This window comes from Paenibacillus turpanensis (assembly GCF_011421635.1).
GTDB classification, from domain to species: domain Bacteria; phylum Bacillota; class Bacilli; order Paenibacillales; family YIM-B00363; genus Paenibacillus_AK; species Paenibacillus_AK turpanensis.
Window position 1 is genome coordinate 123,317 of sequence record NZ_WTLI01000004.1, and the last position, 23,763, is coordinate 147,079.

The 23,763-nt window shown below is 53.1% G+C and carries 22 protein-coding genes; 10 read left to right on the forward strand and 12 right to left on the reverse strand.

The window, feature by feature from the left end; all coding sequences use genetic code 11:
* Position 1: 1 nt before the first annotated feature.
* Together GQS10_RS05225 and GQS10_RS05230 are read right to left on the reverse strand one after the other, a co-directional pair.
* Positions 2–1,483 (reverse strand): sensor histidine kinase, encoded by a 1,482-nt coding sequence (locus GQS10_RS05225; protein WP_166239737.1) that lies wholly within the window; start codon positions 1,481–1,483, stop codon positions 2–4.
* The gene (locus tag GQS10_RS05230; RefSeq protein WP_166239739.1) at positions 1,480–2,469 is read right to left on the reverse strand and encodes a sugar-binding protein; all 990 of its coding nucleotides are present in this window, start codon (positions 2,467–2,469) and stop codon (positions 1,480–1,482) included. Before GQS10_RS05230 ends, GQS10_RS05225 begins: the two co-directional genes overlap by 4 nt.
* A 380-nt stretch (positions 2,470–2,849) precedes the next feature.
* Here GQS10_RS05230 and GQS10_RS05235 point away from each other — a divergent pair, with 380 nt between their 5' ends.
* The 4 genes from GQS10_RS05235 (at position 2,850) to fdhD (ending at position 7,963) form a co-directional block, all read left to right on the forward strand.
* Complete coding sequence (locus tag GQS10_RS05235; protein ID WP_166239741.1) at positions 2,850–4,121, forward strand: L-lactate MFS transporter; 1,272 nt, start codon at positions 2,850–2,852, stop codon at positions 4,119–4,121.
* A gap of 122 nt (positions 4,122–4,243) precedes the next feature.
* Positions 4,244–4,603, forward strand: a complete 360-nt coding sequence (locus GQS10_RS05240; RefSeq protein ID WP_166239743.1) for a Na-translocating system protein MpsC family protein — start codon at positions 4,244–4,246, stop codon at positions 4,601–4,603.
* 183 nt (positions 4,604–4,786) lie between these two features.
* Entirely contained in the window at positions 4,787–7,138 is a 2,352-nt protein-coding gene (locus GQS10_RS05245) for an FdhF/YdeP family oxidoreductase (RefSeq protein WP_166239745.1), read from the forward strand.
* A gap of 6 nt (positions 7,139–7,144) precedes the next feature.
* Positions 7,145–7,963, forward strand: a complete 819-nt coding sequence (gene fdhD / locus GQS10_RS05250; protein ID WP_166239747.1) for a formate dehydrogenase accessory sulfurtransferase FdhD — start codon at positions 7,145–7,147, stop codon at positions 7,961–7,963.
* 18 nt (positions 7,964–7,981) lie between these two features.
* Here fdhD and GQS10_RS05255 read toward each other — a convergent pair whose 3' ends face one another.
* From GQS10_RS05255 to GQS10_RS23035, 4 genes are all read right to left on the reverse strand, one after another.
* A complete protein-coding gene (locus GQS10_RS05255; protein WP_166239749.1) occupies positions 7,982–9,355 on the reverse strand; it encodes a PepSY-associated TM helix domain-containing protein in 1,374 nt (457 codons plus the stop codon).
* 206 nt (positions 9,356–9,561) lie between these two features.
* Positions 9,562–10,215, reverse strand: a complete 654-nt coding sequence (bluB, locus tag GQS10_RS05260; protein ID WP_166239751.1) for a 5,6-dimethylbenzimidazole synthase — start codon at positions 10,213–10,215, stop codon at positions 9,562–9,564.
* A 7-nt stretch (positions 10,216–10,222) separates the two neighbouring features.
* Positions 10,223–10,987 (reverse strand): hypothetical protein, encoded by a 765-nt coding sequence (locus GQS10_RS05265; RefSeq protein ID WP_166239753.1) that lies wholly within the window; start codon positions 10,985–10,987, stop codon positions 10,223–10,225.
* 172 nt (positions 10,988–11,159) lie between these two features.
* Positions 11,160–11,309: a hypothetical protein gene (locus GQS10_RS23035; RefSeq protein ID WP_243734974.1), complete on the reverse strand. Its 150-nt coding sequence runs from the start codon at positions 11,307–11,309 to the stop codon at positions 11,160–11,162.
* Positions 11,310–11,381: 72 nt separating this feature from the next.
* On the opposite strand from GQS10_RS23035, the gene GQS10_RS05270 reads away from it, so the two are divergent.
* Entirely contained in the window at positions 11,382–11,897 is a 516-nt protein-coding gene (locus GQS10_RS05270; protein WP_243734975.1) for an HNH endonuclease, read from the forward strand.
* 26 nt (positions 11,898–11,923) lie between these two features.
* Here GQS10_RS05270 and GQS10_RS05275 read toward each other — a convergent pair whose 3' ends face one another.
* Positions 11,924–12,835, reverse strand: a complete 912-nt coding sequence (locus GQS10_RS05275; RefSeq protein WP_166239757.1) for a LysR family transcriptional regulator — start codon at positions 12,833–12,835, stop codon at positions 11,924–11,926.
* A 160-nt stretch (positions 12,836–12,995) separates the two neighbouring features.
* Between GQS10_RS05275 and GQS10_RS05280 the strand changes: the two genes are divergently transcribed.
* The 4 genes from GQS10_RS05280 to GQS10_RS05295 are packed head-to-tail and all read left to right on the forward strand — an operon-like array spanning position 12,996 to position 17,636.
* Positions 12,996–14,099: an extracellular solute-binding protein gene (locus GQS10_RS05280; RefSeq protein ID WP_166239759.1), complete on the forward strand. Its 1,104-nt coding sequence runs from the start codon at positions 12,996–12,998 to the stop codon at positions 14,097–14,099.
* A gap of 3 nt (positions 14,100–14,102) precedes the next feature.
* Complete coding sequence (locus GQS10_RS05285) at positions 14,103–15,806, forward strand: ABC transporter permease (protein WP_166239761.1); 1,704 nt, start codon at positions 14,103–14,105, stop codon at positions 15,804–15,806.
* Positions 15,803–16,963: an ABC transporter ATP-binding protein gene (locus GQS10_RS05290; RefSeq protein WP_166239763.1), complete on the forward strand. Its 1,161-nt coding sequence runs from the start codon at positions 15,803–15,805 to the stop codon at positions 16,961–16,963. Before GQS10_RS05285 ends, GQS10_RS05290 begins: the two co-directional genes overlap by 4 nt.
* Before the next feature lie 13 nt (positions 16,964–16,976).
* The gene (locus GQS10_RS05295) at positions 16,977–17,636 is read left to right on the forward strand and encodes a metallophosphoesterase (protein WP_166239765.1); all 660 of its coding nucleotides are present in this window, start codon (positions 16,977–16,979) and stop codon (positions 17,634–17,636) included.
* An 87-nt stretch (positions 17,637–17,723) separates the two neighbouring features.
* On the opposite strand, the gene GQS10_RS05300 is transcribed toward GQS10_RS05295, so the two are convergent.
* The 3 genes from GQS10_RS05300 to GQS10_RS05310 form a co-directional block, all read right to left on the reverse strand.
* Positions 17,724–18,422, reverse strand: coding sequence for a DUF3600 domain-containing protein (locus tag GQS10_RS05300; RefSeq protein WP_166239767.1), 699 nt, complete (start codon positions 18,420–18,422; stop codon positions 17,724–17,726).
* Positions 18,412–18,990 carry a sigma-70 family RNA polymerase sigma factor gene (locus GQS10_RS05305; protein WP_166239769.1) on the reverse strand — a complete coding sequence of 193 codons (579 nt, stop codon included), beginning with the start codon at positions 18,988–18,990 and terminating at the stop codon, positions 18,412–18,414. Before GQS10_RS05305 ends, GQS10_RS05300 begins: the two co-directional genes overlap by 11 nt.
* A gap of 444 nt (positions 18,991–19,434) precedes the next feature.
* Complete coding sequence (locus GQS10_RS05310; RefSeq protein ID WP_166239771.1) at positions 19,435–20,595, reverse strand: amidohydrolase family protein; 1,161 nt, start codon at positions 20,593–20,595, stop codon at positions 19,435–19,437.
* A 64-nt stretch (positions 20,596–20,659) separates the two neighbouring features.
* On the opposite strand from GQS10_RS05310, the gene GQS10_RS23440 reads away from it, so the two are divergent.
* Positions 20,660–20,785, forward strand: coding sequence for a hypothetical protein (locus GQS10_RS23440; protein ID WP_279537913.1), 126 nt, complete (start codon positions 20,660–20,662; stop codon positions 20,783–20,785).
* Positions 20,786–20,795: 10 nt separating this feature from the next.
* Here GQS10_RS23440 and GQS10_RS05315 read toward each other — a convergent pair whose 3' ends face one another.
* Positions 20,796–21,581 carry a prohibitin family protein gene (locus GQS10_RS05315; protein WP_207952155.1) on the reverse strand — a complete coding sequence of 262 codons (786 nt, stop codon included), beginning with the start codon at positions 21,579–21,581 and terminating at the stop codon, positions 20,796–20,798.
* A 186-nt stretch (positions 21,582–21,767) separates the two neighbouring features.
* Positions 21,768–23,675, reverse strand: coding sequence for a sensor domain-containing diguanylate cyclase (locus GQS10_RS05320; protein ID WP_166239775.1), 1,908 nt, complete (start codon positions 23,673–23,675; stop codon positions 21,768–21,770).
* Positions 23,676–23,763: the final 88 nt, after the last annotated feature.

Sequence of the window (23,763 nt, forward strand, 5' to 3'; positions counted from 1 at the left end):
CTTACCCTTCCTTCTCCGCCGCATCCGCCAGCTTATGCGCATCTGCGGACACATAATCCGTGTTCGTCCTGCGGGGAAGTCGGAATGTAACGGTAGTCCCCTGCTGCTTCGCGCTGCGAATGTCGATCGATTCATTTCCATCGTAAAATAAATGAAGCCGCTTAAATACATTTCGCGTCCCTAATCCCGTGGAATGGCCGCGTCCGGAACGAGGAATTTCACCGGGGTCCTCGCTTAGCAGCCGCTCCCGAACCTCGTCCGGCATGCCTACGCCGTTATCCGTAATTTCGATCTGCACGCCTTCCTCGATCGGCTGGATCGAGAGCGTCAGCACCGCTCCCTCCTCCATCCCCTCGATCCCGTGCATAAACGCATTTTCCAGAATCGGCTGCAGCGACAAGCACGGAACCGCTTGATCCAGCACCCTTTCCTCAATATCCGTTACAAAGGTGACCCGGTCCCGGAACCTCGCCTTTTGAATCGCAAAATACTCCTTCGCATGCTCCACTTCATCCCGCAGCGTCACCGCTTGATCCAGCTTTTGCAAGTTGTAGCGAAGCAGCTTGGACATGGAGACTGCGAGATCGCTCGTTTTTTCCGCTCCTTCGATATAAGCCAGCTTCGCCACCACATTCAGCGTGTTAAATAGAAAGTGCGGATTAATTTGGCTCTGCAATGCCTTCAGCTCAAATTCCTTAACTAAGCGGTCCTTTTCTAGGCTTTCCATGTTCTTCGCCATGAGGTTCTGCAAGTTATCGAGCATATGGTTAAAGGTTCGGCACAGGATGGCGATTTCGTCGTTGGTCTGCATTTCCGGCGCCTTCGTCTGCAGATTCCCTTTGGAAATTTGCTTTGCCGTAAGCACAAGCCGCCGAATCGGATCGGTAATACTCGTCGAGATCCATAAAGCAAAAAAGATACTGAGCAGCGTTGTCGTCACGAACAGCTGAACACCCAGCTGATTGAGCCGCGAAGTCGTATCGATAATATCCTGATAAATCGGGCGGTAATAGTTCAACTCCAGATCGACCAGCTCATAGCCGTCCTCGCGAATATACTCCGCCGTTTTTTCCGCTTGATAATAGGCATGCACATAATTGGAGCCCGTTTGCTCCACACTCGCGATCGCTTCCTTGGTCTGCGCCAGAAACGTGCTGATCATGTTCTGGTAGTTCTTAATGGATAAGCTGTTGTTTTCCGTCCGTTTCAGCCTTGACAGCTCTTTTGCCAAGCGCTCAAGCTCAATCATATGCGTCAAGTAAGAGTATGGGTTTTCTAAATCCAGCCCTGTTAGCAGCCGGTTGACGTGGCGCAGCGTCTCCTGCGTTTCATGAGAAAGCTGCTGATACAGTAAAATCCGATCCATCATCAAATTGTAACTGTCCTGCACCTTGCGCCCGCTGTCGAAAATAAAATACGAAACCAAATTCATCAAAATAACGAGCAGCGGAATGAAAATAAACAGCCTCGTTCGTATATTCATGGCGTTTTCACTCCGGTCTGCACATTGTCTCGATCAATCACTTCAATTTTCGTAAAATGCTCCTTCGGCAGCTCGCGCCCCATATAGTAATCGTTCAGCAGCCGCACCGAGTCGTATCCCATCAAATACGGGTTTTGTACCAAGGTAGCAACGATGTCCCCTTTGCTGATCGACTGCATCGTATCCGTCATATCATCAAAACCGAAAATCGCCACATCATTGCGGCCCAAATTTTCTCTCGCCTGCAGAATGCCCACCGCATCCAGCGCGCTGGTGCCAACCATCGTATTGATTTGCGGATAATCCCGCAGCATCATCTCCGCCTGAACGATCGCTTCCATACGGGAAATATCCGATACGCCGACCACAACAATCTGCATATCGGGGAACCTTTCGACAACACTTTTCAAGCCTTCCAGACGCAGCAGCTGGCTTTCCGCCGTATCACTGCCGATAATGACGCCGATCGTTGCGCTCGCCCCGGTCGCCTGAACGACCTTATGCCCCAGCCGCTTGCCTGCTTCAAAATTGTCCGTTCCGACATAAGTGAGCCGCTTGCTGGTCGGCGAGTCGGTATCGACGGTCAGCACCGGAATGCCTAAGTCTACCGCCTTGTTAATGACCGGGGTGAACTTGTTGTCATTCAATCCTTGAACAATAATGCCATCCACCTTCGCCGCAATCGCTTTGTCCAGAAGCTCGATTTGATCCTCCATGCTGTTACGGATCGGACCATGATACTCTAGGCTCATTCCGTACAGCTTGGCCGCATCAAGCGCACCCTGCTCAACCATTTTCCAGTAAGGATGATCCTGCTGCTGTTCTATTAAAATCACGTGGAACGGACGCTTTCCGCTTTCCTCTTCCCCGTGAAGATGCCGTACGAGCCCTTTAATGGCCTGAGCGTCCACCGCAAAACGTGCGAATAAAAAGAGAAACACACCCGAGAGCACGAGCACGACGAGCAGCCATTTTTTATCTGACATGTTCCACCCACCTTCCTCATAACATATTACTCTCAGGTGAAAGCGGTAACAACCTAAAATTTTTGTGTAAATATCGACTTTTTTTTGGGTTTCGTTAGTTTTGCCCTCGATCTGGGGGAAACTTCCACTTTGGAACAATTCCTAAAACGTAATAAAAGTAATTGCTATGAATGCGTTTTCTTGTTATAGTATGTTCATAATATCGACACACATTTGACACGGAGCAGTGCCCCTGCCACCGGTAAAATCCGTCGATACAAAAAGTGCGAAGTTGGTTACCGGGCAGCGAACCTGCCGCAAACAAACCGTCACTATTAGGCATACCCTTTAGGTAGGCTTGATTGGTGACGGTTTTTACATCTTCTAGGGGGTAAAGGGATATGTCGAAGGTAAAAAATCGCTGGCTCATCGCGGCCGCAGCAGTAGGGATTCACATTTCGATCGGTTCCGTGTATGCGTGGAGCGTGTTTACGAAGCCCATGACCACCCAGCTTGGCTGGGACCTGAAGAGCGTTCAGCTTACGTTTAGTATTGCCATTTTATTTCTCGGACTATCCGCTGCGTTTCTTGGTCACTTTGTTGAAAAGCACGGCCCGAAAAAGGCCGGTCTGCTGTCCACGATTTTCTTCGGTGTCGGCATTGCCGGTTCGGGGATTGCGATCCAGGTAGAAAGCATTTATCTTCTCTATCTCTGTTACGGCGTACTCGGCGGGATCGGTCTCGGAGTAGGCTACATTACGCCGGTTTCCACTCTCGTGAAATGGTTCCCGGATCGCCGCGGTCTGGCAACCGGCTTGGCCATTATGGGCTTCGGCTTCGCTTCCTTTATCGGCGGCCCGCTGATGCAAAAGCTGATCATGAGCTTTGGAATCGCCAACACATTCTTTATTCTCGGTGCGATTTATTTTATTGTGATGCTCGCTTCCGCAATGTACTTATCCCCTCCTCCGGCTGGCTGGATGCCGGCAGGGTTTCAGGATAAGCTGAACACAGGCAAAAAGAAGCTGCAAGCCGATTTGTCTCAGCTTACTGCGAATGAAGCGGTAAAGACACGCCGCTTCTGGTATTTGTGGATTATGCTCTTCATTAACGTGAGCTGCGGAATCGCAGTGATCTCTGTCGCTTCGCCGATGGCGCAGGAAATCGTCGGCATGAGCCCGGTTGCAGCGGCCGCTGTCGTGGGCTTGATCGGTCTCTTTAACGGCGCAGGCCGGATCGCTTGGGCGTCGCTGTCCGATTATATTGGAAGACCGAACACGTACACTGCATTTTTCATCATCCAAATTATCGCGTTCTTCCTTCTGCCGAACATCACCAGCGTGCTTCTGTTCCAGGTTACGCTGTACCTGATCATGACCTGTTATGGCGGCGGCTTTGCCTCCATCCCTGCTTATATTGGCGACATGTTCGGAACGAAGCAGCTTGGTGCGATTCACGGTTATATCTTGACCGCTTGGGCGGCAGCAGGGCTTGCCGGTCCGATCTTCGCGGCGTGGGTGCGTGAAACGACGGGAAGCTACACCGGAACGCTGTCCGTGTTCGCCGGTATGTTCATCATAGCGCTGCTCGTGTCTTTGTTTATCCGCAGCGATATCCGCCAGCTTCGCGGCCAGCAGGCTGCCCAAGCAAGCGGCATGACGAAAGCGGGCTAAAGCGGGCTGCTGAGCCCGCCCCGCCTTACGGCTGGACACTTCAAGCGACGGGCTGAACCAATTGAATTGTCCGAGCCCGTTTGCTACACTGTGGGGTATATTCCCGCGCGAGGTAGACGGACATGAATAAAGTGGAGGCCGAGTTCAGCAACTTGGTTAAGGCTTACCGCAAACGCCATATGGGCAAAGGCCCGAGCAAGGTCATTACGACCTTCTGCAAAAACTGGGCAATTTGCGAGATGGAAGGCAATCTATCCCCGGTGGAAAAGTTTATCGCCTCGGCGGCGGATGGCAGGCAGATGCTGCGCGCCGCACGTACGGAGATGGTAAAGCAAATTTATCGTGACCATCCTCCGGTGGAAATGGAAGAGCTGCTGGAAGCGAAATTCATCGAGCTGTTCGTCGATATTAATATTGAAAAAGATTTAGGCATGTCCATCTTCGTTTTCGATGTGAATCTAGAAGAAAAATTCAAACGCTAACTCCAGGCACCAGAGCCGTTGGCACTAGGCAGCGAACCTGCCGTAGACTAACCGCCGCTATCATTTTACGTCGACACTGAAACACTTAGGCGTCTTCGCGTAGAATCGTGCGGCGGTATTTTTTTAGGGACTGAACGTGACCCCTATACACAAAGACATATTTTTCAGGATGAGGTGGAACCTGTGGGGAAAACAAAACATAACGGACCGATGAAGCTGCCAAGCAAACCGGACCCGAAGCTGTGGGTGAGCAAAGTTCCGTTCGGACTCGGCAAAATTAAGCCGCATCATATTCGCGATACAATGAAGGTCGTGTGGGAAAACCGCGATAACCTGCCCTACGCGACAAAAATTTTAACGCAGGGCGTATGCGACGGCTGTGCCCTGGGCGTTTCCGGCTTGTATGACCGGACGCTGGCGGGGCCGCATCTTTGCACGACGAGATTAAACGTGCTGCGCTTGAATACGATGCCGGCGATCAAGTCCGATATTTTGCATGCGGATATCGAGGAGCTGCGCCGGATGGACAGCACCACCCTTCGCAAGCTCGGACGCATTCCGTATCCGCTTATCCGCCGCAAGGGCGAGTCAAAGTTCAGCCGCCTAAGCTGGGATGACGCGCTTGATATGATTGCAGATAAAATCAAAGCGATCGATCCGAAGCAGCTGGCCTTCTATTTAACGGCGCGCGGCATTACGAATGAATCCTACTACGTTGCGGCGAAAGCGGCGCGTTTCCTCGGCACGAATAACATCGACAACGCATCGCGCATCTGCCATTCGCCTTCGAAGACCGCGCTGAAGCGCAGCGTCGGCATCGGCGCCTCCAGCTGCAACTATCAGGACTGGATCGGCACCGACGTGCTTGTGTTCTGGGGCAGCGTGGCGGCCAACAACCAGCCGGTTTCGACGAAGTATATGTATGCAGCGAAGCGTCAAGGCACAAAAATCATCTGCATTAACCCGTACAAAGAACCGGCGATGGAAAACTACTGGATTCCTTCCGTCGGTGAATCCGCACTGTTCGGTACGCAAATTGCCGACGATTTCTATCAGGTGAATATCGGCGGAGACATTGCGTTCATGAACGGTGTCATGAAGCACTGGTTCGAGATGGAAGAGCGCCAGCCGGGCTCGGCGATCGACCACCGCTTCGTGCAGGAGCATACGAACGGCTTCGAGGAGCTGAAGCAGCATATCCAAAGCCAGGACTGGGCGCTGCTGGAGCAGTCCTCCGGCTTGACGAAGGAGCGCATGCTCGAGTTTGCCGAGCTGCTCGCAAAGTCGAAGTCCGGCGTCTTCGTCTGGAGCATGGGCTTGACGCAGCACCGCTTCGCGACGGACAACATTTCGCAGGTCGCCAACCTGGCGCTGCTGCGCGGCTTCCTTGGCCGCAAGCACTGCGGCCTCATGCCGATTCGCGGCCACAGCGGCGTGCAGGGCTCCGGCGAAATGGGCGCGGACCCGTTCAGCCTGCCGGGCGGCGATTTCAAAGGCAAGGAAATCGAGCGCATCGAGAAGCTTTGGGGCTTCCGCCTGCCGGATTGGCAGGGCGACATCGTCGGCGTGACGCTGGAGAATGCGCTGCTGCCGGAAGACCACGACCGCAAGCTGAAGCTGTTCTATACGTCCGGCGGCAACTTCCTCGAGACGATGCCGGATCCGGACTTTGTCCGCCAATGCCTCGAGAATGTCGATATCCGCGTGCATCAGGATATTATTTTCAACACGTCGACGTTTGCTGACGCGAAGGAAGCTGTCCTCGTGCTGCCGGCGATGACCCGATACGAGCAGCCGGGCGGCGGCACCTCGACCTCGACGGAGCGGATGGTCTACTTCTCGCCGGAAATCGACGGCCCGCGCATCGGCGAAGCTCGTGCCGAGTGGCAGATCTACGTCGATCTCGCTGCGCGCGTGAAGCCGGATCAGAAGCATCTGATCTGGGTCAACGACGCCTTTGAAATCCGCGAGGAAATCGCCAAGGCCGCGCCGAATTATGACGGCATTCAGCACCTGCGGGGCAAGGGCGACTTTTTCCAATGGGGCAATGCTTGGCTATGTGAGGACGGCGTATGTCCGACCGAGGACGGACGCGGCAATTTGCTGCCGATCGTGCTGCCGGAGCTGCGCAAGCCGGAAGGCCACTTCTATGTGACGACGCGCCGCGGCAAGCAGTTCAACTCGATGATTTACAGCGACACCGACCCGTTCAATGCGGCAGACCGTTACGATGTGCTTTTAAACGCGGCGGATGCAAGGGCGCTGCAAATTTCCGAAGGTGACGCGATTGTCGTCTACAATAAATTTGGCGTTTTTCACGGGCGAGCGAAGTTTGAGGATGTAAAAGCGGGGAACATTCAGGTGCACTGGCCGGAAGGCAACAACCTGATCCCGAAGGGTGTATACGAGCAGTATGCGGGCATTCCGGAGTACAACACCGCCGTTATCGTGGAACGGGCCGACACCTTCCATGCGCACAAGGATACCCGCTATGTGGAGAAGCGCATCGAGGAATTAGAAACCGAAGTGGGGTAAAAGGATATGGAGCACCATGGTACGACGCACTGGGAAACGTTAAAATACAGCAACGATTCGCTGGAAGCGATCCAGGAAGAAATCGTCACCGAATATCCACTTACGCTGCGCCTAGACGGCGAGGAATTCGCGACCATGGTGTGCACACCGTCAGACCTTGAGGATTTGGTCGTCGGCTTCCTCGCTTCGGAAGGCATTATCCGTACGATGGAAGAAATCGACTCCCTGTCGATCGACCCGGATAAAGGCTTTGCCTACGTGGAGCTGAAAAATAAGATGACGTCCAGCAAGGAACGGGTGTCCAAACGGTTCATCGGGTCCTGCTGCGGCAAAAGCAGACAGTTTTACTTCCAAAATGACGTGCGGACAGCGAAAACGATTCGAAGCCGAACGCGTGTCACCGCACGCCAATGTATCGAGCTCATGAACCAGCTGCAGCAGGGCTCGCATGAGTTTCAGAAAACCGGCGGCCTCCATAATGCCGCGCTCTGCGAAGGCAGCCAGCTGCTGGTGTCCCGCTCCGATATCGGGCGGCACAACGCGCTGGATAAAATCTACGGTCACTGCATCCGCAGCCGCGTGCCGACCGCCAACAAAATGATCGCCTTCAGCGGCCGCATCTCCTCGGAGGTGCTGCTGAAGGCGTCCAAGATCGGAGCCGGCATCCTGCTTTCCAAATCGGCTCCCTCCGATCTGGCCCTAAAGCTCGCAGACGAGCTGGGCATTACTGCTGTCGGCTTTATCCGCGACAGCAAAATGAACATCTACACGCATCCGGAACGGATCGCCGAATACGATGCGTTCAGCCAGCCCTCTGTCGAATGACAGAGGGGCTTTTTTATTTTATTGGCCTATCGTTCGGGCATGATCTCGGTTCCGAGTAAAGTAATAGATCATCGTTTCCATCAAGAATATGAAGAATACGGATAAGCCAAACAGGGGCATCAGAATCCCTAATATCAACAAGGTGATAATCGCTCCTGCGGACCATGGCTTATTCATTCGTTTGGGCAGCTGGAAATCCCCGGGCTTCACTTTTTTCATCCATGAAACAAATCCCATTGCTATGGCCGCGAGGAATGCGATGCAAACCATCAAGTTTAAAATTTTATTAGCGGCCCCAAACAGGTGCCCTTCATGAAGAGGAATTCCCCATGTGAACCATTTCCCTATGATCCCATAATCTTCATAGTTAACTCTGGCGATCAATTTCCCTGAATATTGATCGAAATAGGCGGTTGTTTCTTCGTAAGGGCTGACATCTAGTCCGGTGACGCCTGTATTGCTTCCTTTGGAAACGGTAAACACGCCATGCTCATTGGAAGGGTACACGATCGAAAACGGCCTTGTTATCTTTTCGTCTCGGGCATTGTTGATGATCGCTTCTAAGCTTTGCCGCCTCGGATTGTCTAAATCAACGTTTGCAGCAGCGTTATGATCGCCATGTCCCGCATGACTGGAGGTCGGTTGATTCAGGCTTCTCGTCGCCCAAGGAATTTCATCCACATCGGATTGCGGCGGGTTATAACGAAGCTCGGTTCTGCCTAATTCAGGATGCTCCTGTCCGAATTTACTAATATGACTTCCCATAAAAACAGACCAGGGGATTCCCGTTACGACAATAACAACTAGAGGTATGGAGATGATGAGTCCTACGATCGCATGAACCTTTTGGAACTTTAGCGACGCGGCTCCTTTTTCCGATTGAGGGGCAAGCAGCTTCTTTTTAAACGTCATATAAATACCGGAAACGATCAGAAATATCGTCCAGCAAGCAGCCAGCTCCACTACATATCGTACAAACGTACTTTCAGTTAAAAGCGAGCTATGAAAGTTCCTCATCATATTAGAGTAGGTATATTTCGCATGTTGGGCAGCGACAATTTGATTGTTGCTGTCTAGAAAAACAAACAAAGAATCGCCTTGTTCATTGTTAATCGTAACCCTGTTGTTGTAAGGCTCCTCCATCATGCTGATTTTGCCAATTTTATAATCAGGGTATTGCGCGCTTATGCTTTTCATCGCTTCATCTATACTTTGCTTTACTGCAATATCGCTCTGTCCGAAAAACTCGTTCTTGTAAATCTTATTTTCGACATCCGTATAAAATAAAAAACCGATGCCCGAGAGGGTCAATGTCAATAGCAAGGGTGTAATAAACCAGGCAGCATAAAAATGAAGTCGCCGGAAAGGATTGAAAGTGTTTTGGTTGTTCATAGGAATCCCCTTCGAAAGAAAATAGTATTAACGGTTTTATCCATCAAAACAAATTCATACTAACTCAAAGGGACAAGAAACAAATGACTCAACCGGGCTATTTTTTACCGTTACAATGCGAACTTTTTGTAAATCTCTTTTCGCCAAACGCTCCCATAAAAAAGAGGCCGACCCGTGATTCCCGGTGACCTCATTTACGACCCTTCCTAACCGCTCTCTTTGCCCCAGCTTTCTTCAAACACAAGCTCCTGCAAGCTTCGCCGTTTTGCCCAATTGGCGCTTTCCAGAATCGGTTTGTCCGGGTATTGATCCGTGTAACCAATCGATAACAGCGCCACCGGATCGACATGGGGCGGAATATCCAAAATCGCTCGAATGTCATTTTTCTTATAAAAGCTGACCCACCCAAGCGCAAGCCCCTCCGCACACGCAGCCAGCCACATATTTTGGATGGCGCAGGCGACGGAGAGCACATCCGTTTCCGGAATCGAATTGCGTCCGAGCACATGCGGGCCGCCGCGCGTCGGATCACAGGTAATGCATATCGTCAGCGGCGCCTGCTTAAGCCCCTCGATCTTCAAGCTCAGAAATTGATCCTGCCGTTCCCCTTCATAATGAATAGCCAGTGCCCGCCGTTCTTTATCCGCCGCCCAAGCGAGCTTGCTTTTCGTTTCCTCAGACCGGATGACGATAAAGCTCCACGGCTGCATAAAGCCTACCGACGGCGCATGATGCGCAGCAAGCAGCAGCCGCTCCAGCGCCTCCTCGGGCACAGCATCCGGTAAAAATGTGCGAATGTCCCTGCGATTGAAAATCGCTTTGTACACGCCGTCCTTTTCTTCTGGGGTAAAATGAATCATGTCCGCCTCACCTCGGGTCTCCGTCGCAGACCGGATGGATCTGCGTCTTGTACTCTGCCAGCAATTCTACTAACTCCGACCACACCGCTTCTAACGTGCATTCTATATTATATGCTCCATCCTTGCCCTTGAACCCGGAGGACTCGCGAAAATAGTCCCGGTGCCCCCCGATTATCGGCACCGTCCGTATGCGCTCCGGCGCGTATTTCCGCCGATTCCACAAGGGCAGCTTCCGCCGTCCCCTGCGCTCCCAGCCGCCCCACGTCCCGATTCGCGTCACCGGATCGGGACGCCGCCCCTGCTCGTCCGTTCCGCTTATATAAATGACGCGGCCGATCAACTGGGGGGCCACTGGGCATTTGGGCGAGCCGATCTGCACAACAGCCATTGGCGGACGCCCCAGCTCCGCCAGCAGCTCAGCCGCATGCACCGCCGCAATTCCGCCTGCACTATGGCCGATTAGCAGCGGAACCCATCCTTCCGGGCAGCTTTTCTCCACTTCGCGCAGCGCTAGCTTTCCGCCTAAAGAGCGCTTCCGCCGATGGAGCGGAAGACGCAAATCACGGGTCACTTGCGAAAGCTGTATCGTAATACGGTTTGTCCAATCGCCGTATGGAAATAATGTGGTTGCACACACAGGGTATCCTGCGTGTTGAAAAGCTCCGGCCAGCTTTCGCATAAAGGAGAGCATAAAATCCGGCGAGGTAGCTACACCGGATAACGCGTATAGGGCAATACCGCCGGCTATGGCTGTATCGTCATCACTTTTCATGTAGAACCCTTTTCAGCATCAGTTTTCAATATCGAACCTACTATAACATAAATCCAAGGTTTGAATAAAAATGGAAACGCGTGCATGAACCGAGCCCAAGCAGCCATATGCTATAGTAAGCCAAAATATCACATAGCGCATGAGATGAGCAGATTAGAGGTGGAACCAATGGTCAGGCGACTGAACCCTTCCATTGCAGCCGATGAGTGACGTCGAACAAAAGGACGAGCAGCCACTGCAATATAAAACGTGTTTTTACTGTAAAGCGTCCAAGCCCCTCTCCGATTTTTTGCGCCGAACGGGAAAACGCTCCGGAAAGCATTCCCGCCGGGGCCCCTGCCGAGATTGCAGAAAAGCAATTTCACAAGAGCGAAAAAAGCCGCAGGTTGAGCCTTTGGTCCGGTCGCAGCTGGTCGAGTTGAACGACTGTACGGATGCTTTAACGTTCCATCCCCCGGGAAGCGCAGTGCGTCCCCGTAAGAGGGAACCCTTCCTTCGTCCGAAGCTTCCGGTTCCTCCGCTGAAGGCACAAGGACTCGATGTGTCCCAGCTGCGGGCCAATCGAAGCGGCATCGTGAAAATGCGCGGAAAATCCGATAAAGGACGGCGCTGGGTGCAGGAAACCGACTTGGAAACAGCCGTCGTGCTCGTCAGAGAGCATGCCGCCGTTGTCGTGAACCGGCACACCATTCGCCGGCTGTACACGAACAAATCGTTCCGGTCTTATATTTTGGAGCGAGACAGGCACACTTGTTACTTTTGCGGCGAGCCGGGCGATACGATCGACCATTTGCTGCCCCGCGCCAAAGGCGGGCATACCACGCCGCTGAACTGCGTGTGCGCCTGCAATTTATGCAATCAAAGCAAGGCCGATCTTAGCTTTGAGGAGTTTATGAAGGCAAGAGAATAGACCCGGCCTCCCGAACGGAGCTCGGGTCATTTTGTTTGTTCAAGGCGCTCAGCCTGCACAATAGCCTGCAAATAACTGATGAAGTTGCGGACCGGTGCCGCTAATATATCCTCCTTGCGATAGACAAGGCAAATATGCCGTTCATTCACGTATCCAGGCAGCTCCCGCATCACCAGCTCCCCAAGCTCCGTTTCGCGCTGCACACTGCGCCGGGGCAGGATGCCGATGCCCATTTTATACTTGATCGATTCTTTGATCGTTTCGATGGCTCCAAGCTCCATACGGATCTCCCACCGCAACCCCGCCTCGCGAGCCCATTTATCGGACAGCTCCCTCGAAGTCGAGCCTTGTTCATGCACGAGGAACGGCTCGGTTTGCAGATCCTCGATCGTAAGCGGCTCGAGCTGCGCCAGCCTATGATCCGGAGGGACAATGAGCATCAATTCATCCTCGACAAGGGAGATAACCTCAAGTCCCTCAATCGGCTCATTGCGAAGCGATACGACGGCAGCATCGATTTCGTATTCCATCAGCAGATCCAGAATTCCCGCCGCTTTTTTGACCGTGAGCAGCGGCACCGCTCCTGGAAACTGCTGCTGAAAGCGGCCCATGTAATGCGGCAGAAAGTAAGTCGCCGGAGTATAGCTTGCTCCAATCCGGAGCTTTCCTCTTCCTTGCTCCCGGTACTCCTTCATCAGCTCAGACGCCTCTTCCTGAAGGGCGGCAATCCGCCGCGCATAGGGCACAAGCGCGCCCCCGGCGTCGGTCAGCGTTACATGCCTTCCCTGCTTTCGCAGCAGCTCAATACCGAGCTCCTCCTCCAGCTTTTTCAAATGAAAGCTCACCGTCGGCTGACGCAGTTCAAGCGCCTCGGCTGCTTCGGACAACGTTTTGGACCGCGCCGCCGTCGCAAACACCTTAAGCTGCTGCAAATTCATCAAATCCCTCCCTTTTATCCGAAGTATAGATGATCTCTATGATAATTTAAATAACTATAGATATTATTTAACAATTCCTTTGAACTGCGTTTACCCTTGTCTTACATTCCTGCGATAAAGTTAGCTCATGGAACCAAATTGAGATAAGGAGTGTTCTTTCATGGCATGGTATAAGAATCAGAAGGCTGCAACAACCGGCGTATTAGCCGCGGCATTAACCCTCTTGTTTACCGGCTGCGGCACAACAGAAACTGCGGTAAACCCAGCCAAATCGTCCGCTTCGGAAGCGCCGAGCGCCCAAGCTGCCGGCCCTGCTGAAACCTCGAGCAAGTCGACGGAGCCGCTTACTGTTTATCTGAACGATTTTGACGAAATTATCGGGCCGATGTTCGAGCAGGCCACAGGCTACAAGCTTAATCTTGTGTCGGGGAACGGTGCGGAAATCATGTCCCGAATCGAAGCGGAAAAAGGCAATCCCCATTGGGATGTCGTATGGATGGACTCTATGCCTTCGATTCATCAGCTCGGCAAAGAAGGACGTCTGCTGGAAGGCTGGACTCCGAAAAACGCAAGCGGCTTAACCGATTTTGCGCAATCTCTGGTCCCGGCGAACCGGACCTATTATCCGACAGGAGCGCATGCCGCTTCCGTCCTCGTCTATAACACCAAATCGTTTCAAGCGGATGCTGCGCCGAAAGCGTGGACAGACCTTGCCAAGGCGGAATACAAGGGCAAGATCGGAGCGGCCGATCCGGCTGTCGCCGCGCCAGCGTATCCGTTTGTTGCATGGTTCTTCAATAAGCAGGGTATGGACGGCGGCAAGGCGTACTTCGACAGCCTGTTCAAAAACGGCCTCAAGGTTTTCCCGAAAAATCCGAATGTCGTGAAAGCCTTGACCGGAGGAGACATCCACGTTGCCGCCCTTCAAGAAAGCAATGCCTATGCGATGAAAAATAAAAACGAACCTATTGAAATCGTATGGCCTGAAGAAGGAGCCCCCGCTTCCGTACGTGTAGCAGGCATCCAAAAGGATACGAAAAACGCAGAGGCAGCCAAAGCCTTCATTGAATTTATTCTCGATCCGAAGATACAGCAGGAGCTGGTTGATAAGGGTGAGGAAAGCTACTTCGAGCCTTCCGCCAAGGGAGTCAGCCCAAAGAAAGACCGGAAAGCGGATGCCAAGCTTGTCGTCGCCGACCCGGAGTGGGCTGCAACGCATGAGGCTGAAATCAAAACCTGGTTCGCCGATAAAGCGGTGAAATAAACGATGAAACAATGGCTGTACGGAAACAGGACAGGCTGGCTCGTGCTGGCGGTCCTCTTTCTGCTCATTTTGCTGCCGCTTGCCGCGGTAATCATTCAGGTCGCTTTGCCCGGCGTGTTTTTCGGTACACTCGCAATCGGGGACTTCTCTCTGCTGCTTGATATTTTTCGCCGTCCCTTATGGCTGGCCTCCCTCAAAAATTCCGTTACCCTAGGCATCGGAACAACGATATTTGCTACGCTGCTGGGAGGAGCACTCGCGACCCTGCGTTCCAGCTGGACCTTTCCAACCGCCAAGCTGCTCGATATTTCCGTTTGGCTGCTGCTGATCACCCCTTCCTTTATTCTCTCACAGGGGTGGGTCATGTTTGCCTCGGCAGACGGACTTGCGAGGGAATGGCTGGGCTGGGGCTGGATGCACGGACTTATTTTCCAGCCCTTCGGTCTCATACTTGTTATGACGCTGAGCAAATTTCCGCTTGCGTATTTGACCGTTTATACGGCGCTGGAATGGAAGGTCGACCGGTTCCGCGATGCGGCCCGATTATGCGGCGGCTCGCCTTGGACCGTATGGCGCACCGTTCAGCTTCCCTTGCTGCTGCCGGCTTACTTTTCCGGGGCCATGCTGGTGTTCATGGATACGGTCGGCGATTTCGGACTTCCCGCATCCATCGCGGCGGTGTTCCGTTTTCCTACGCTGCCGTACTCGATTTATTCGGCGCTGTATACGTCCCCGATCCGGTTTGATATGGCGGGAGTGCTTTCTTTTTACCTTGTGCTCTTAATTGCGCTGGCGATGACCTTCCAGCTGCTGGCGATGCGAAAAATGCGGTTTGACTTTTTGTCCGGGCGTGCCACCCGCAGTACCGCACAGCGTCCGCAAAAACGTAGCTCCGCCTATGGGCTGGCGGCTTTCAATGTACTTTTCCTAGCGGTGGTGATTGGGATTCCGCTCGGCTCCAATCTATTCATGTCCCTGACGTCGAGCACGGCAAACGGCTTTACTTTGGAGCATTACCGCAAGCTTCTGGAGGATCATGAAGTGCTGCGCGAAGGGCTGACCCATTCCTTGGCGATCTCCGCCGGGGCCGGCCTGCTCGCCCTTGTTATCGGCTTTTTCGTTGCCTATGTGCTTACGTACTCCCAGTTTGCGCTGCGCCGCGCAGTCGATGTGATCTCTCTCGTTTCACTGGCCGTACCGGGGGTCGTTCTCGGCATCGGTTATATCTTTATTTGGAATCAGGCATGGCTGGACCGGTTCGGCCTGCTCCTTTACGGAACGCCTTGGATTCTCGTGCTTGCCAGCATCGCCGGTGCCATCCCCGTCATCACTCGGGTAATCTCCGGGGCGATGGCCAAGGTTCCGAACCAGCTGCTTGCCGCTGCGCAAATGCAGGGGGCCGGCTTCCTGCGCCGCATAACGACGGTGCTTGTGCCTTTGCTTAAAGGAGCCCTGATCTCAGCCGGGCTAGCCGCCTTTGGCGCCAGCGTATTTGACTTGGCCGTCACCTCCATCCTGTTTCCGCCGAATTTTATGACACTGCCTGTCGTGATCAACAAGGCATTCGAGGATTTAAAATTCGGGTATGCGGCGGCGGCAACCATTACGGGCGGAGGGCTGGTCATTCTGATCATTTGGCTCGTCGAACGTCTGTTTCATAGAAAGCCGAAGCCACAAAGCCACGGATGGAGGAATACGACCCGATGAAACCTATTCTAGAAGTAAGCCGCCTGCGTAAAGCGTACGGCTCCTTTCAAGCCTTATCCGACGTCAGCTTTTCCGTAGGACGCGGTGAAATCATCAGCGTCCTCGGCCCCTCCGGCTGCGGCAAATCAACCCTGCTGCAGCTGATTGCCGGCCTTCAGCAGCCCGATTCCGGAGAGATCCGGCTGCGGGAGGAGCTCGTCGCTTCGCCAAGCAGACTGGTCCCGCCGGAAAAACGCGGCATCAACATGGTCTTTCAGGATTATGCCTTATGGCCGCATCTGACCATTTATGAAAATATCGCGTACGGCTTAAAGCGCCAAAAGGCGGCCCCCGCCGAACGGGACCGCAAAATCAAAGAGCTGATTGCTCTGCTCCAGCTTAACGGGCTCGAGGACCGGCTGCCGCCGCAGCTTTCCGGCGGCCAGCAGCAGCGGACGGCTATTGCCCGCGCCTTAGCGACCGAGCCGGATGTCCTGCTGCTTGACGAGCCGTTGTCTAACCTCGACATGCGTCTACGCATCGAAATGCGCACGGAAATGGCTTATTTGTTCCGGCGCCTCGGCACTACGGTGTTTCATGTGACGCATGACCCGGAGGAAGCCTTCGCCATGGCCGACCGGATGATCGTCATGCGTAACGGCAGCATCGACCAGCTGGATGTGCCGCAGGCCTGCTACCAGCTGCCCCGCACCCGCTCGGTAGCCTCCCTGCTGGGGGCCGGCAACCGGCTTTCCGGCACCTCCACAGGAACAGCCGCCGCCCCTGCGGTGCAGATCGGCGGCAGCGTTATCGCCGGCACCGCGCCGGGAGCGGACCTTCCGCCGAATGCGCCGGCGGACCTGCTCTTTCGCCCGGAGGACGCCCGCTGGGTCCCGGCGGAATCTGCGGCGGCCGAAGCCGCGGCCGCCCTTGATGCTTGGAGTGCAGCGGTCGACTCCGCCGCTTCACCTAACGCTTCTCCCGCCGTTTACAGCCGGCTGCCGGTTCAAATCGTGCACAGCGCATTCGAGGGCTCGCGCTGGCGCATGCTGGCCTTAGCCGAGAACGGCGAGCGGATTGCTTTTATGCATTCACAGCCCGTGGACCCGGGCTGCTCCGGCTTTCTTATGCTGCAGGCTGCCCATGTGTATTTGTATCCGCAATCCGCAACATCTTGAAAGGTAGAGAAACATGTCCCGTATCCTTGCCATATCCGACATTCATGGACATATCGAAGGAGCCCGCAGGCTGCTTGCAGCGGCTTCTTATACACCAGGAAGCGACCAGCTCATGCTGCTGGGCGATTACATTGATTATGCTTCCGAGACGTGGCCGGCCATCGACTATATTCGGCAGTTAACCGATGAAGGGGCTATCGCCATTGCCGGCAATATGGAAACATGGCTTTGCAGCCAACCGCAGGCAGCTTTGGACCATACGGAGCATTCCAGTCCGCTCCCGAGCTCCCGTCTCTCCTACATCGAGACCCTGCCGCTTTATATCGAACAAGACGATTATTTATTTGTACACGCGGGGATCCGCAGCGGAATTCCGCTGGAGCAGCAGCTGCCTGCGGATTTAACCGGCATTCGCGAAAGCTTCTGGACGGTACCCTTCCCTTTCAGCAAGCCTATCGTCTTTGGCCATACCCCGACCTTTAAGCTCGGAGCGCCGTCCGGGCATGTATGGTTTGGTCCCGGCATGATCGGCATTGATACCGGGGCCAAGCACGGCCTGCGCCTCTCGCTGCTCGATTTAACGAATCGGCAAATCTACTCCTGCTCTACCTCCTCGGGCAGCTTCTACGAACCTATTTCGTGCTGCGAGTTCCCCATTCAGGCCGCACAATAGAAGCCAACTCGCCCGCCTGCATCCCTCGCCACCTAAAAGAAGGAGTCCTCCCCCATCGGGAAGACTCCTCCTCTTTTTTCAACCCCTCTATTGCGCCCTGCTTTTCTCTTCATACATACGAATCGTCTCCAGCGCTTTCGCATACTCCGCTCGCTGCGCCTCAGGCACCTCTTCTGCCTCAGCCCCCGGGGTTACGCCCGTTTGCGCGTATACCGTTTCCCGGATGAGGGTAGCTTCGATATATTCCTCGTACTCCTGCGGAGTCAGCCTCTCCTTCAGCACCGGATCGCCGTTCAACCGGTCAAAATACGGCTGAATATCCGCATAAAGCTGCTTCAGCTCCTGCCGCTTCTCCGGCGCCAGTGCCGCGAAATCGATGCTGCTGTAGCCCTGCTTGCCGTAAGCCACCTTCGCCGCGCCAACCTCGCGCATCAGCTTTTCAAACGCAGGATAATCGGCGCCCAGCGCCTTTTGCGCTCCGCCGAGCTTCATGCCGAAACGCTGGTACTCTTGCAGCGTGACCGTGATCACCTGCTGCTTGAGCTGCTCGAATGAGCCGTAGATCCGATCGGCCAGACTCGGATTGGCAAACGCCGAGGCTGTCAAGATGACCGCTACCAGTGCGATTGAGGCCGCTAGCCTCGGGAATACCCGCCCTTTTGTCCGCTGTGGTCTAGCTTGTGATCTAGTAAGCTTCTCCATTACCATCGAGTCCAATCGCTCCGGCGCTTGCAGGCTTGCCGCTCTTTTTCGCAGCGAGCCCTCGATTTGACGTTCAAGTTCCATGAATATGCTCCTCCTCTAAAATGATTTTCGATCCCTGTATGTTTCTTAGCTTTTGGAGTGCGGCATGATGCCTGGATTTCACCGTTCCGACCGGCAGATCAAGCAGCTGGGCGATTTCCTCCAACGCATAGCCGTGGTAATAACGAAGCACGATGACGGTACGGAGCTTAATGGACAACCGGTCCAGCTCCTTTAGAAGCTCATCCTGAGCCTCCTTCTGAACGATCATTTCTTCCGTTGTAGCTTGAGCGTGCTGCAGCTCCAGCTTTTGCTGCCTCTCTGCTAACCGGAAGGATCTCCACAAGCTGCGCCGATAGCTGCTCACTTGACGAAGCACAAGCCCATGCAGCCAAAAACGGAACGGTCTGCTTTCTTCATAATTACGGTGCGACTTCCAAAGCTGAAAAAATACCTCACTTGCTATTTCCAAAGCATCCCGCTCGTCACGGACAAGCAATTTGACCATACGGTACACATCGTCGCGAATATGTGCATACAGCTCGGAAAATGCCGCATCATCCCCAGCCTTCATTCGCTTGATCCACCCGCGTACACTTTCCTCCATCATTAGGGGGGCCCTCCCAAAATCGAAATTTCACCCTATATTGGCTGTGCCGGACGAAAAGGTTCGATTTCCGCACAAAAATTTTTTTGACGATAAGCTCATTCCAGGCGAAAGCCTATTTTATATCACAAGCAGCGTCATCAAACAAGCGATGTTTCCGATGCGCCGATTCTCCCCTTCGTTTCGACCACTTCATCATGCTCCCATGCAAAAAGCTCTTCCAGCTGCAGCGGCTTGAAGAGCTTCTTGTACGTAACGACTTTTTTATTATAAGAAAAACTTCTATCGAAGTCCTTTCAAAGAAGCAGGTACGTCATTAAGCGGTAGTTTTCCTTGGTATAGAATTTACTCGTTCCGACCTCAGCGAAACTTATAAATTCTATAACGTTGAAAAAGGCTCCTGCTCCTCAATGATCTGCGTCCAATTGAGGGCTGCAGAAGGATGAATTAAGACGATGGCTTTGTTTGCTGCGGCTTCTGTTCACCATATAAAATCAAACCGGCTTGCACCTTCGTCATGTTCGAAAAATCGCGTGCCGGACGACCCTGCGCCTGATCAAGCTTGCCGATCCGTTCCATTTGAGCTGCCGTCACAGGCTGGTCTTGAATCAGTGCATCCATATTGCGGTAGGCAACCTTCTCGGCAAGCTCTCGGTCCCCAAGCGCATCCAGCAGCAGGTACATTCCTTCGATCGCTTGTTCTTCGCTCTTCAATCCATAGCCGGAATCCGAGCTGAGCAGAAACCGATCCGGAAACTCCTTCATCACCGGAACGAAATCCTCCAGCTTGTGGGAGCTGTCCGGATTAAACGCGGTGAAGCCCGCAAAAAAATCAGCGTATACGTTCGGGTTGCTGGACAGCAATTCCCGGATCTTTTCCGGGGAATTGTATGCATTCGCATGGGCAAAAATAAAGCGGGTATCCGGATACGCCTTGATCGCCTCTTTCAGCTTCTCTATAGCGATCCCGTTCGGCGGATCGATATGCAGCAGCAGCGGCGCTTTATATTCGGCGCACAGCTCGTACAGCTGGGGAAGCACGCCATCCATCGGATGCTTCGTTTTCCAAGCTACCTTGGATAGCACCGGAGAGGCAGTGGAGGCTGCGGCAATTTCGCCAATGCCGAAGTACCCCTCTTCCAACCGTTGTTTGGCAGCCTCAATGCCGGAAGGCTCCAATAGATTTACTCCCGAAAAGAACGGAATCACCTTCTCCGGGCTGGCCTGATACGCTTGGAAGGCAACTTCATCAGTCCGGATCGCGGACGGCTCCGATACGTCGCCGAAGAGCACGACCCGATCCACGCCCAGCCGGTCCCACATCCGTTTCACCGCACTTAGGGATTCCGCCCCTGCGTCGTGGTTATGCGCATCAATCATCGGCATTTCACCGTATAGATGAATCAGCTCGTCCAAGCTTTTCTTGGCCGCTTCGGCTTGGCCCGATGCCTGCTGTTCAGCCCCCGCCCCTGCTGACGGAGCATTCGCAGCTTGTGCTGCTGCCGGTTCCTTTGATGTCTCAGCGGAAACGAGCAAGTTATTCAATAAATAGGCGCCGCCAATGCAAGCGAATAACGCCAGTGTCCCGTAGGTAATTTTCTTTTTCATGATTCATATCTTCCCTATCATCGCAGCGTTTTCTCCCCTGCATTTTACACCGATTATATCGGGGATGGATATTTTTGTAAACCATTTTCTTGGAAGCGCTTTACCAACTGCTGCAGCCACACACGCAAAAAAAACGGGCAGCTTCGATCTCGCCGCCCGCTTGCTTTATGCTGTATTAACTCTCGCATAGCCTTACTTTCTTATTGTCCCACGTTAATAAAAGGTGCTGCTCCTCCGGTTACGTTCGGCAGCTTGCCATCCCACTTCTCGATCGCCTTCAGCTGCGCTTCGATTTCACGCAATTGGATCAGCTCCGCTGTAACCTCCTGCTTTTGCAGGCGAAGCGCTTCGGCTTGTGCTTGCGCACGCGTAATTTCCTGCTCTTTTTCGATTTTGATCCGTTCCAAATCGAGCTTCGACTTCAGGGCCTGCTGCTCAGCGATCTGCTTTTGCTCAATTGCACGGTCAAATTCTTCGGAAAACTTAAACTCGGTAATGTTGATTTCATCCAGAACCATATTGTAGACTCCCAGCTTATCCGCGAGCACTTCTTTCACCTTCGCGCTGACCTCGGAACGCTTGGAAATCAAATCTTCCGCCGTATACTGCGCCGTAACCGCCTTTAACGATTCACTGATCGCCGGATCCACAATCCGCGCACGATATTCCAGACCGACCTTCTGGTACATATTGTTCACCGTTGTTCCATCCAAGTGATAGTTTACCGCCAGCGTCGTTGTCACGGTCTGCAAATCGCGGCTCGCCGAAACCTGGCTGCTTTCCGCCTTTTGCACGCGAACCTCAACAGGAATAACCTTTTGAATAAATGGAATTTTAAAATGAAGCCCTTCCTCCAGCACATTCGGCTGAACGGCCCCCAGCTGAATCACAACGCCGCGATGCCCCGCTTCAACGATCGTAAACGAACGAAATCCAAGAATTGCAATCAGAGCCGCGATCAACAGCCCTAACACGAGCTTCCGCATATTTTTCGGATTTGGATACTGTACTACGTTTTCGGTATTTGTATTCATGATGCTCCCCCTTAGCCTTGATTCAATTTGTTTTTGTTTCCCCACGTTTCTATACGTAGGTTTCAAGGAGAGAGTTTCAGGGGGTTGCTGGCAATTGAACCATTGATCCTTCTTAGCGGCTCCGCCCTGCCCGTCCTTTTAATGACCGAACGACGCGAGCGTGTATCCGTTGCGCCCTGCTTGCTTCACCTGATAGAGCGCCTGATCCGCAGTTTGAATAAGCTTTTTCACCATCTCCACTTCGTCGCCGAGCTCCTCAACAGGCTTGTACACCGCGATCCCTGTGCTGATCGTCACATACGGAGCCGTTTTCGACGTCGCATGCGGAATCGCCAGCCCGGCTACCTGCTCCACCAGCTTTTGCGCTAATGCTTCTGCGTCCTCGGTCTCCGACATCAGCACAATGGCAAACTCCTCCCCGCCGTACCGCGCCGCCATGCCTCCCGCCTTTTCCGCTTCCTCCTGAAGGAGAGCAGAAACCTGCTTTAAGCAGTCATCGCCGGCCAGATGTCCATACGTATCGTTATACATTTTAAAATGGTCGATATCCAAAAGGAGTAAGCTAAACGTGCGCTTTTCTTCCGCTGCCTTCCGCAGCATATAGGCGCTCATCTCGTCAAAATGACGCCGATTCGATATGCCTGTCAAGCCGTCGATACAGATTTGGTTTTGCAGCAGCCGGTTCGTCTCTTCCAGCTGAATGGTTCGCTCCCGCACCTTATCCTCCAGCACATTGTTTAAATGCGCCAGCTTTTCGGCCAGTCCCTCGCTTGAGCTGAATGCCTTTGAAAAGCCGATGGCCAAAACGAACGACTGGGAAACGATAAAAGTAAACAGGCCGAAGGCAAGAAAATATCCGCTGTGAATGATTCCCCGATTCGCTAAAATATCGTTAAAAATACTAATCGTCAGCACAACCGCGCCTGCGGCCGTAAACAGAGCTCCGTCTCGTCTTCGAAAAAAGGCAAGAACAAACACAAAAAGCGCATAGCTGATTGATAAAAGAATAAAAAGCTGCAAATACGGCAAGCCGTTCGTAAAGATTCGCGGCGGAGTAAGTACGATGAAGCCGATGTAGGAGCCTGCGAAACCGACGATCGCCTGGGCGACCCGCTTATTCATTTCATTCGGATAAATGCGCCGCAAAAATAATGTAAACGAAATGACGGCCGCGCACATGCAGAAATAATCGATTATAACGACCAGATCCCATGTAATGGGGGGAATCAGCTTATAAATAAACGTTTCCCCAATGATGAGGCTGCGTACGGCGATCAACAAGCAAAACAGACCAAAATAAAGCGACGACGGTTCTTTTCTGCGCATCACATATAAGCCGATATGATATACGGTCATGACGAATAAGGAACCGATCAGAAACATTTCATAAGCGATGCGAAGCTGCTGCTGACCTACGATAAAAGCATGTTCCCCCAGCACAATACTGTTTACAATGCCGCTGCGCTGGTTGCTGAAGTTGGCCACCTGTATGACAAGCTCCGCTTCGCCGGACTCACTATAAAATTGGAGCAGCTGCTTTTCACTGCGGGCAATCGTTTTCATGGCCGTTTTGCCCACGGTTCCATTGCTGTGCAGCAGCTCCCCATTCACATAAAGCTTGTACGATGCGGATATGGAAGGGATCGACAGCGCCCACATTTGTTTTTCGTTAGGCAGCAGAATGCGAAGCGAATAGGTTGCGATGCCGAATCGCGGAAGGCTCCCGCCGACGGCCCCACTATCTTCACTAGAGCGGTATGTATGCCAGCTTGAAGGCACGTGAATCCGCTCATAGCCCGGTTCCTGAAAAGCAATTTCATTTGGAGTAAGCAGGCGGCTCCAGTAAAAACGCCATTCTCCATCCAACTGTGCCGCAGTGCTGGACTTTATCGTCCTTAGATCGATAACGCCGTCTACTGCCTGATTGGGATGATGATCTTGTGTAAAATGGAGCTGCGTAGGGAATGCTGTAAAGCCCGTGGACAATATCAAAATAGCCAGGATCAAAGAGAAATGTACGATCTTAGGTATTGAATTGTTCGTCATGGCGGCCCTCAATTCGTCTCGGTCTATCTCGTCAGGCGTTCCTAATTGAGCTTGTAATAGTGCAGATTCGCGTTTTTTACGAGTGCCG

Coding starts and splice junctions, on each gene's coding strand:
- GQS10_RS05240 (WP_166239743.1), top strand. CDS start 4,244: ATGAATAAAGTGGAGGCCGAGTTCAGCAACTTGGTTAAGGCTTACCGC.
- GQS10_RS05265 (WP_166239753.1), bottom strand. CDS start 10,987: ATGAAAAGTGATGACGATACAGCCATAGCCGGCGGTATTGCCCTATAC.
- GQS10_RS05255 (WP_166239749.1), bottom strand. CDS start 9,355: ATGAACAACCAAAACACTTTCAATCCTTTCCGGCGACTTCATTTTTAT.
- fdhD (WP_166239747.1), top strand. CDS start 7,145: ATGGAGCACCATGGTACGACGCACTGGGAAACGTTAAAATACAGCAAC.
- GQS10_RS05315 (WP_207952155.1), bottom strand. CDS start 21,581: ATGCGGAAGCTCGTGTTAGGGCTGTTGATCGCGGCTCTGATTGCAATT.
- GQS10_RS05310 (WP_166239771.1), bottom strand. CDS start 20,595: ATGAAAAAGAAAATTACCTACGGGACACTGGCGTTATTCGCTTGCATT.
- GQS10_RS05225 (WP_166239737.1), bottom strand. CDS start 1,483: ATGAATATACGAACGAGGCTGTTTATTTTCATTCCGCTGCTCGTTATT.
- GQS10_RS05320 (WP_166239775.1), bottom strand. CDS start 23,675: ATGACGAACAATTCAATACCTAAGATCGTACATTTCTCTTTGATCCTG.
- GQS10_RS05280 (WP_166239759.1), top strand. CDS start 12,996: ATGGCATGGTATAAGAATCAGAAGGCTGCAACAACCGGCGTATTAGCC.
- bluB (WP_166239751.1), bottom strand. CDS start 10,215: ATGATTCATTTTACCCCAGAAGAAAAGGACGGCGTGTACAAAGCGATT.
- GQS10_RS05285 (WP_166239761.1), top strand. CDS start 14,103: ATGAAACAATGGCTGTACGGAAACAGGACAGGCTGGCTCGTGCTGGCG.
- GQS10_RS05290 (WP_166239763.1), top strand. CDS start 15,803: ATGAAACCTATTCTAGAAGTAAGCCGCCTGCGTAAAGCGTACGGCTCC.
- GQS10_RS05305 (WP_166239769.1), bottom strand. CDS start 18,990: ATGATGGAGGAAAGTGTACGCGGGTGGATCAAGCGAATGAAGGCTGGG.
- GQS10_RS23440 (WP_279537913.1), top strand. CDS start 20,660: ATGGATATTTTTGTAAACCATTTTCTTGGAAGCGCTTTACCAACTGCT.
- GQS10_RS23035 (WP_243734974.1), bottom strand. CDS start 11,309: ATGCTTTCCGGAGCGTTTTCCCGTTCGGCGCAAAAAATCGGAGAGGGG.
- GQS10_RS05275 (WP_166239757.1), bottom strand. CDS start 12,835: ATGAATTTGCAGCAGCTTAAGGTGTTTGCGACGGCGGCGCGGTCCAAA.
- GQS10_RS05295 (WP_166239765.1), top strand. CDS start 16,977: ATGTCCCGTATCCTTGCCATATCCGACATTCATGGACATATCGAAGGA.
- GQS10_RS05235 (WP_166239741.1), top strand. CDS start 2,850: ATGTCGAAGGTAAAAAATCGCTGGCTCATCGCGGCCGCAGCAGTAGGG.
- GQS10_RS05300 (WP_166239767.1), bottom strand. CDS start 18,422: ATGGAACTTGAACGTCAAATCGAGGGCTCGCTGCGAAAAAGAGCGGCA.
- GQS10_RS05230 (WP_166239739.1), bottom strand. CDS start 2,469: ATGTCAGATAAAAAATGGCTGCTCGTCGTGCTCGTGCTCTCGGGTGTG.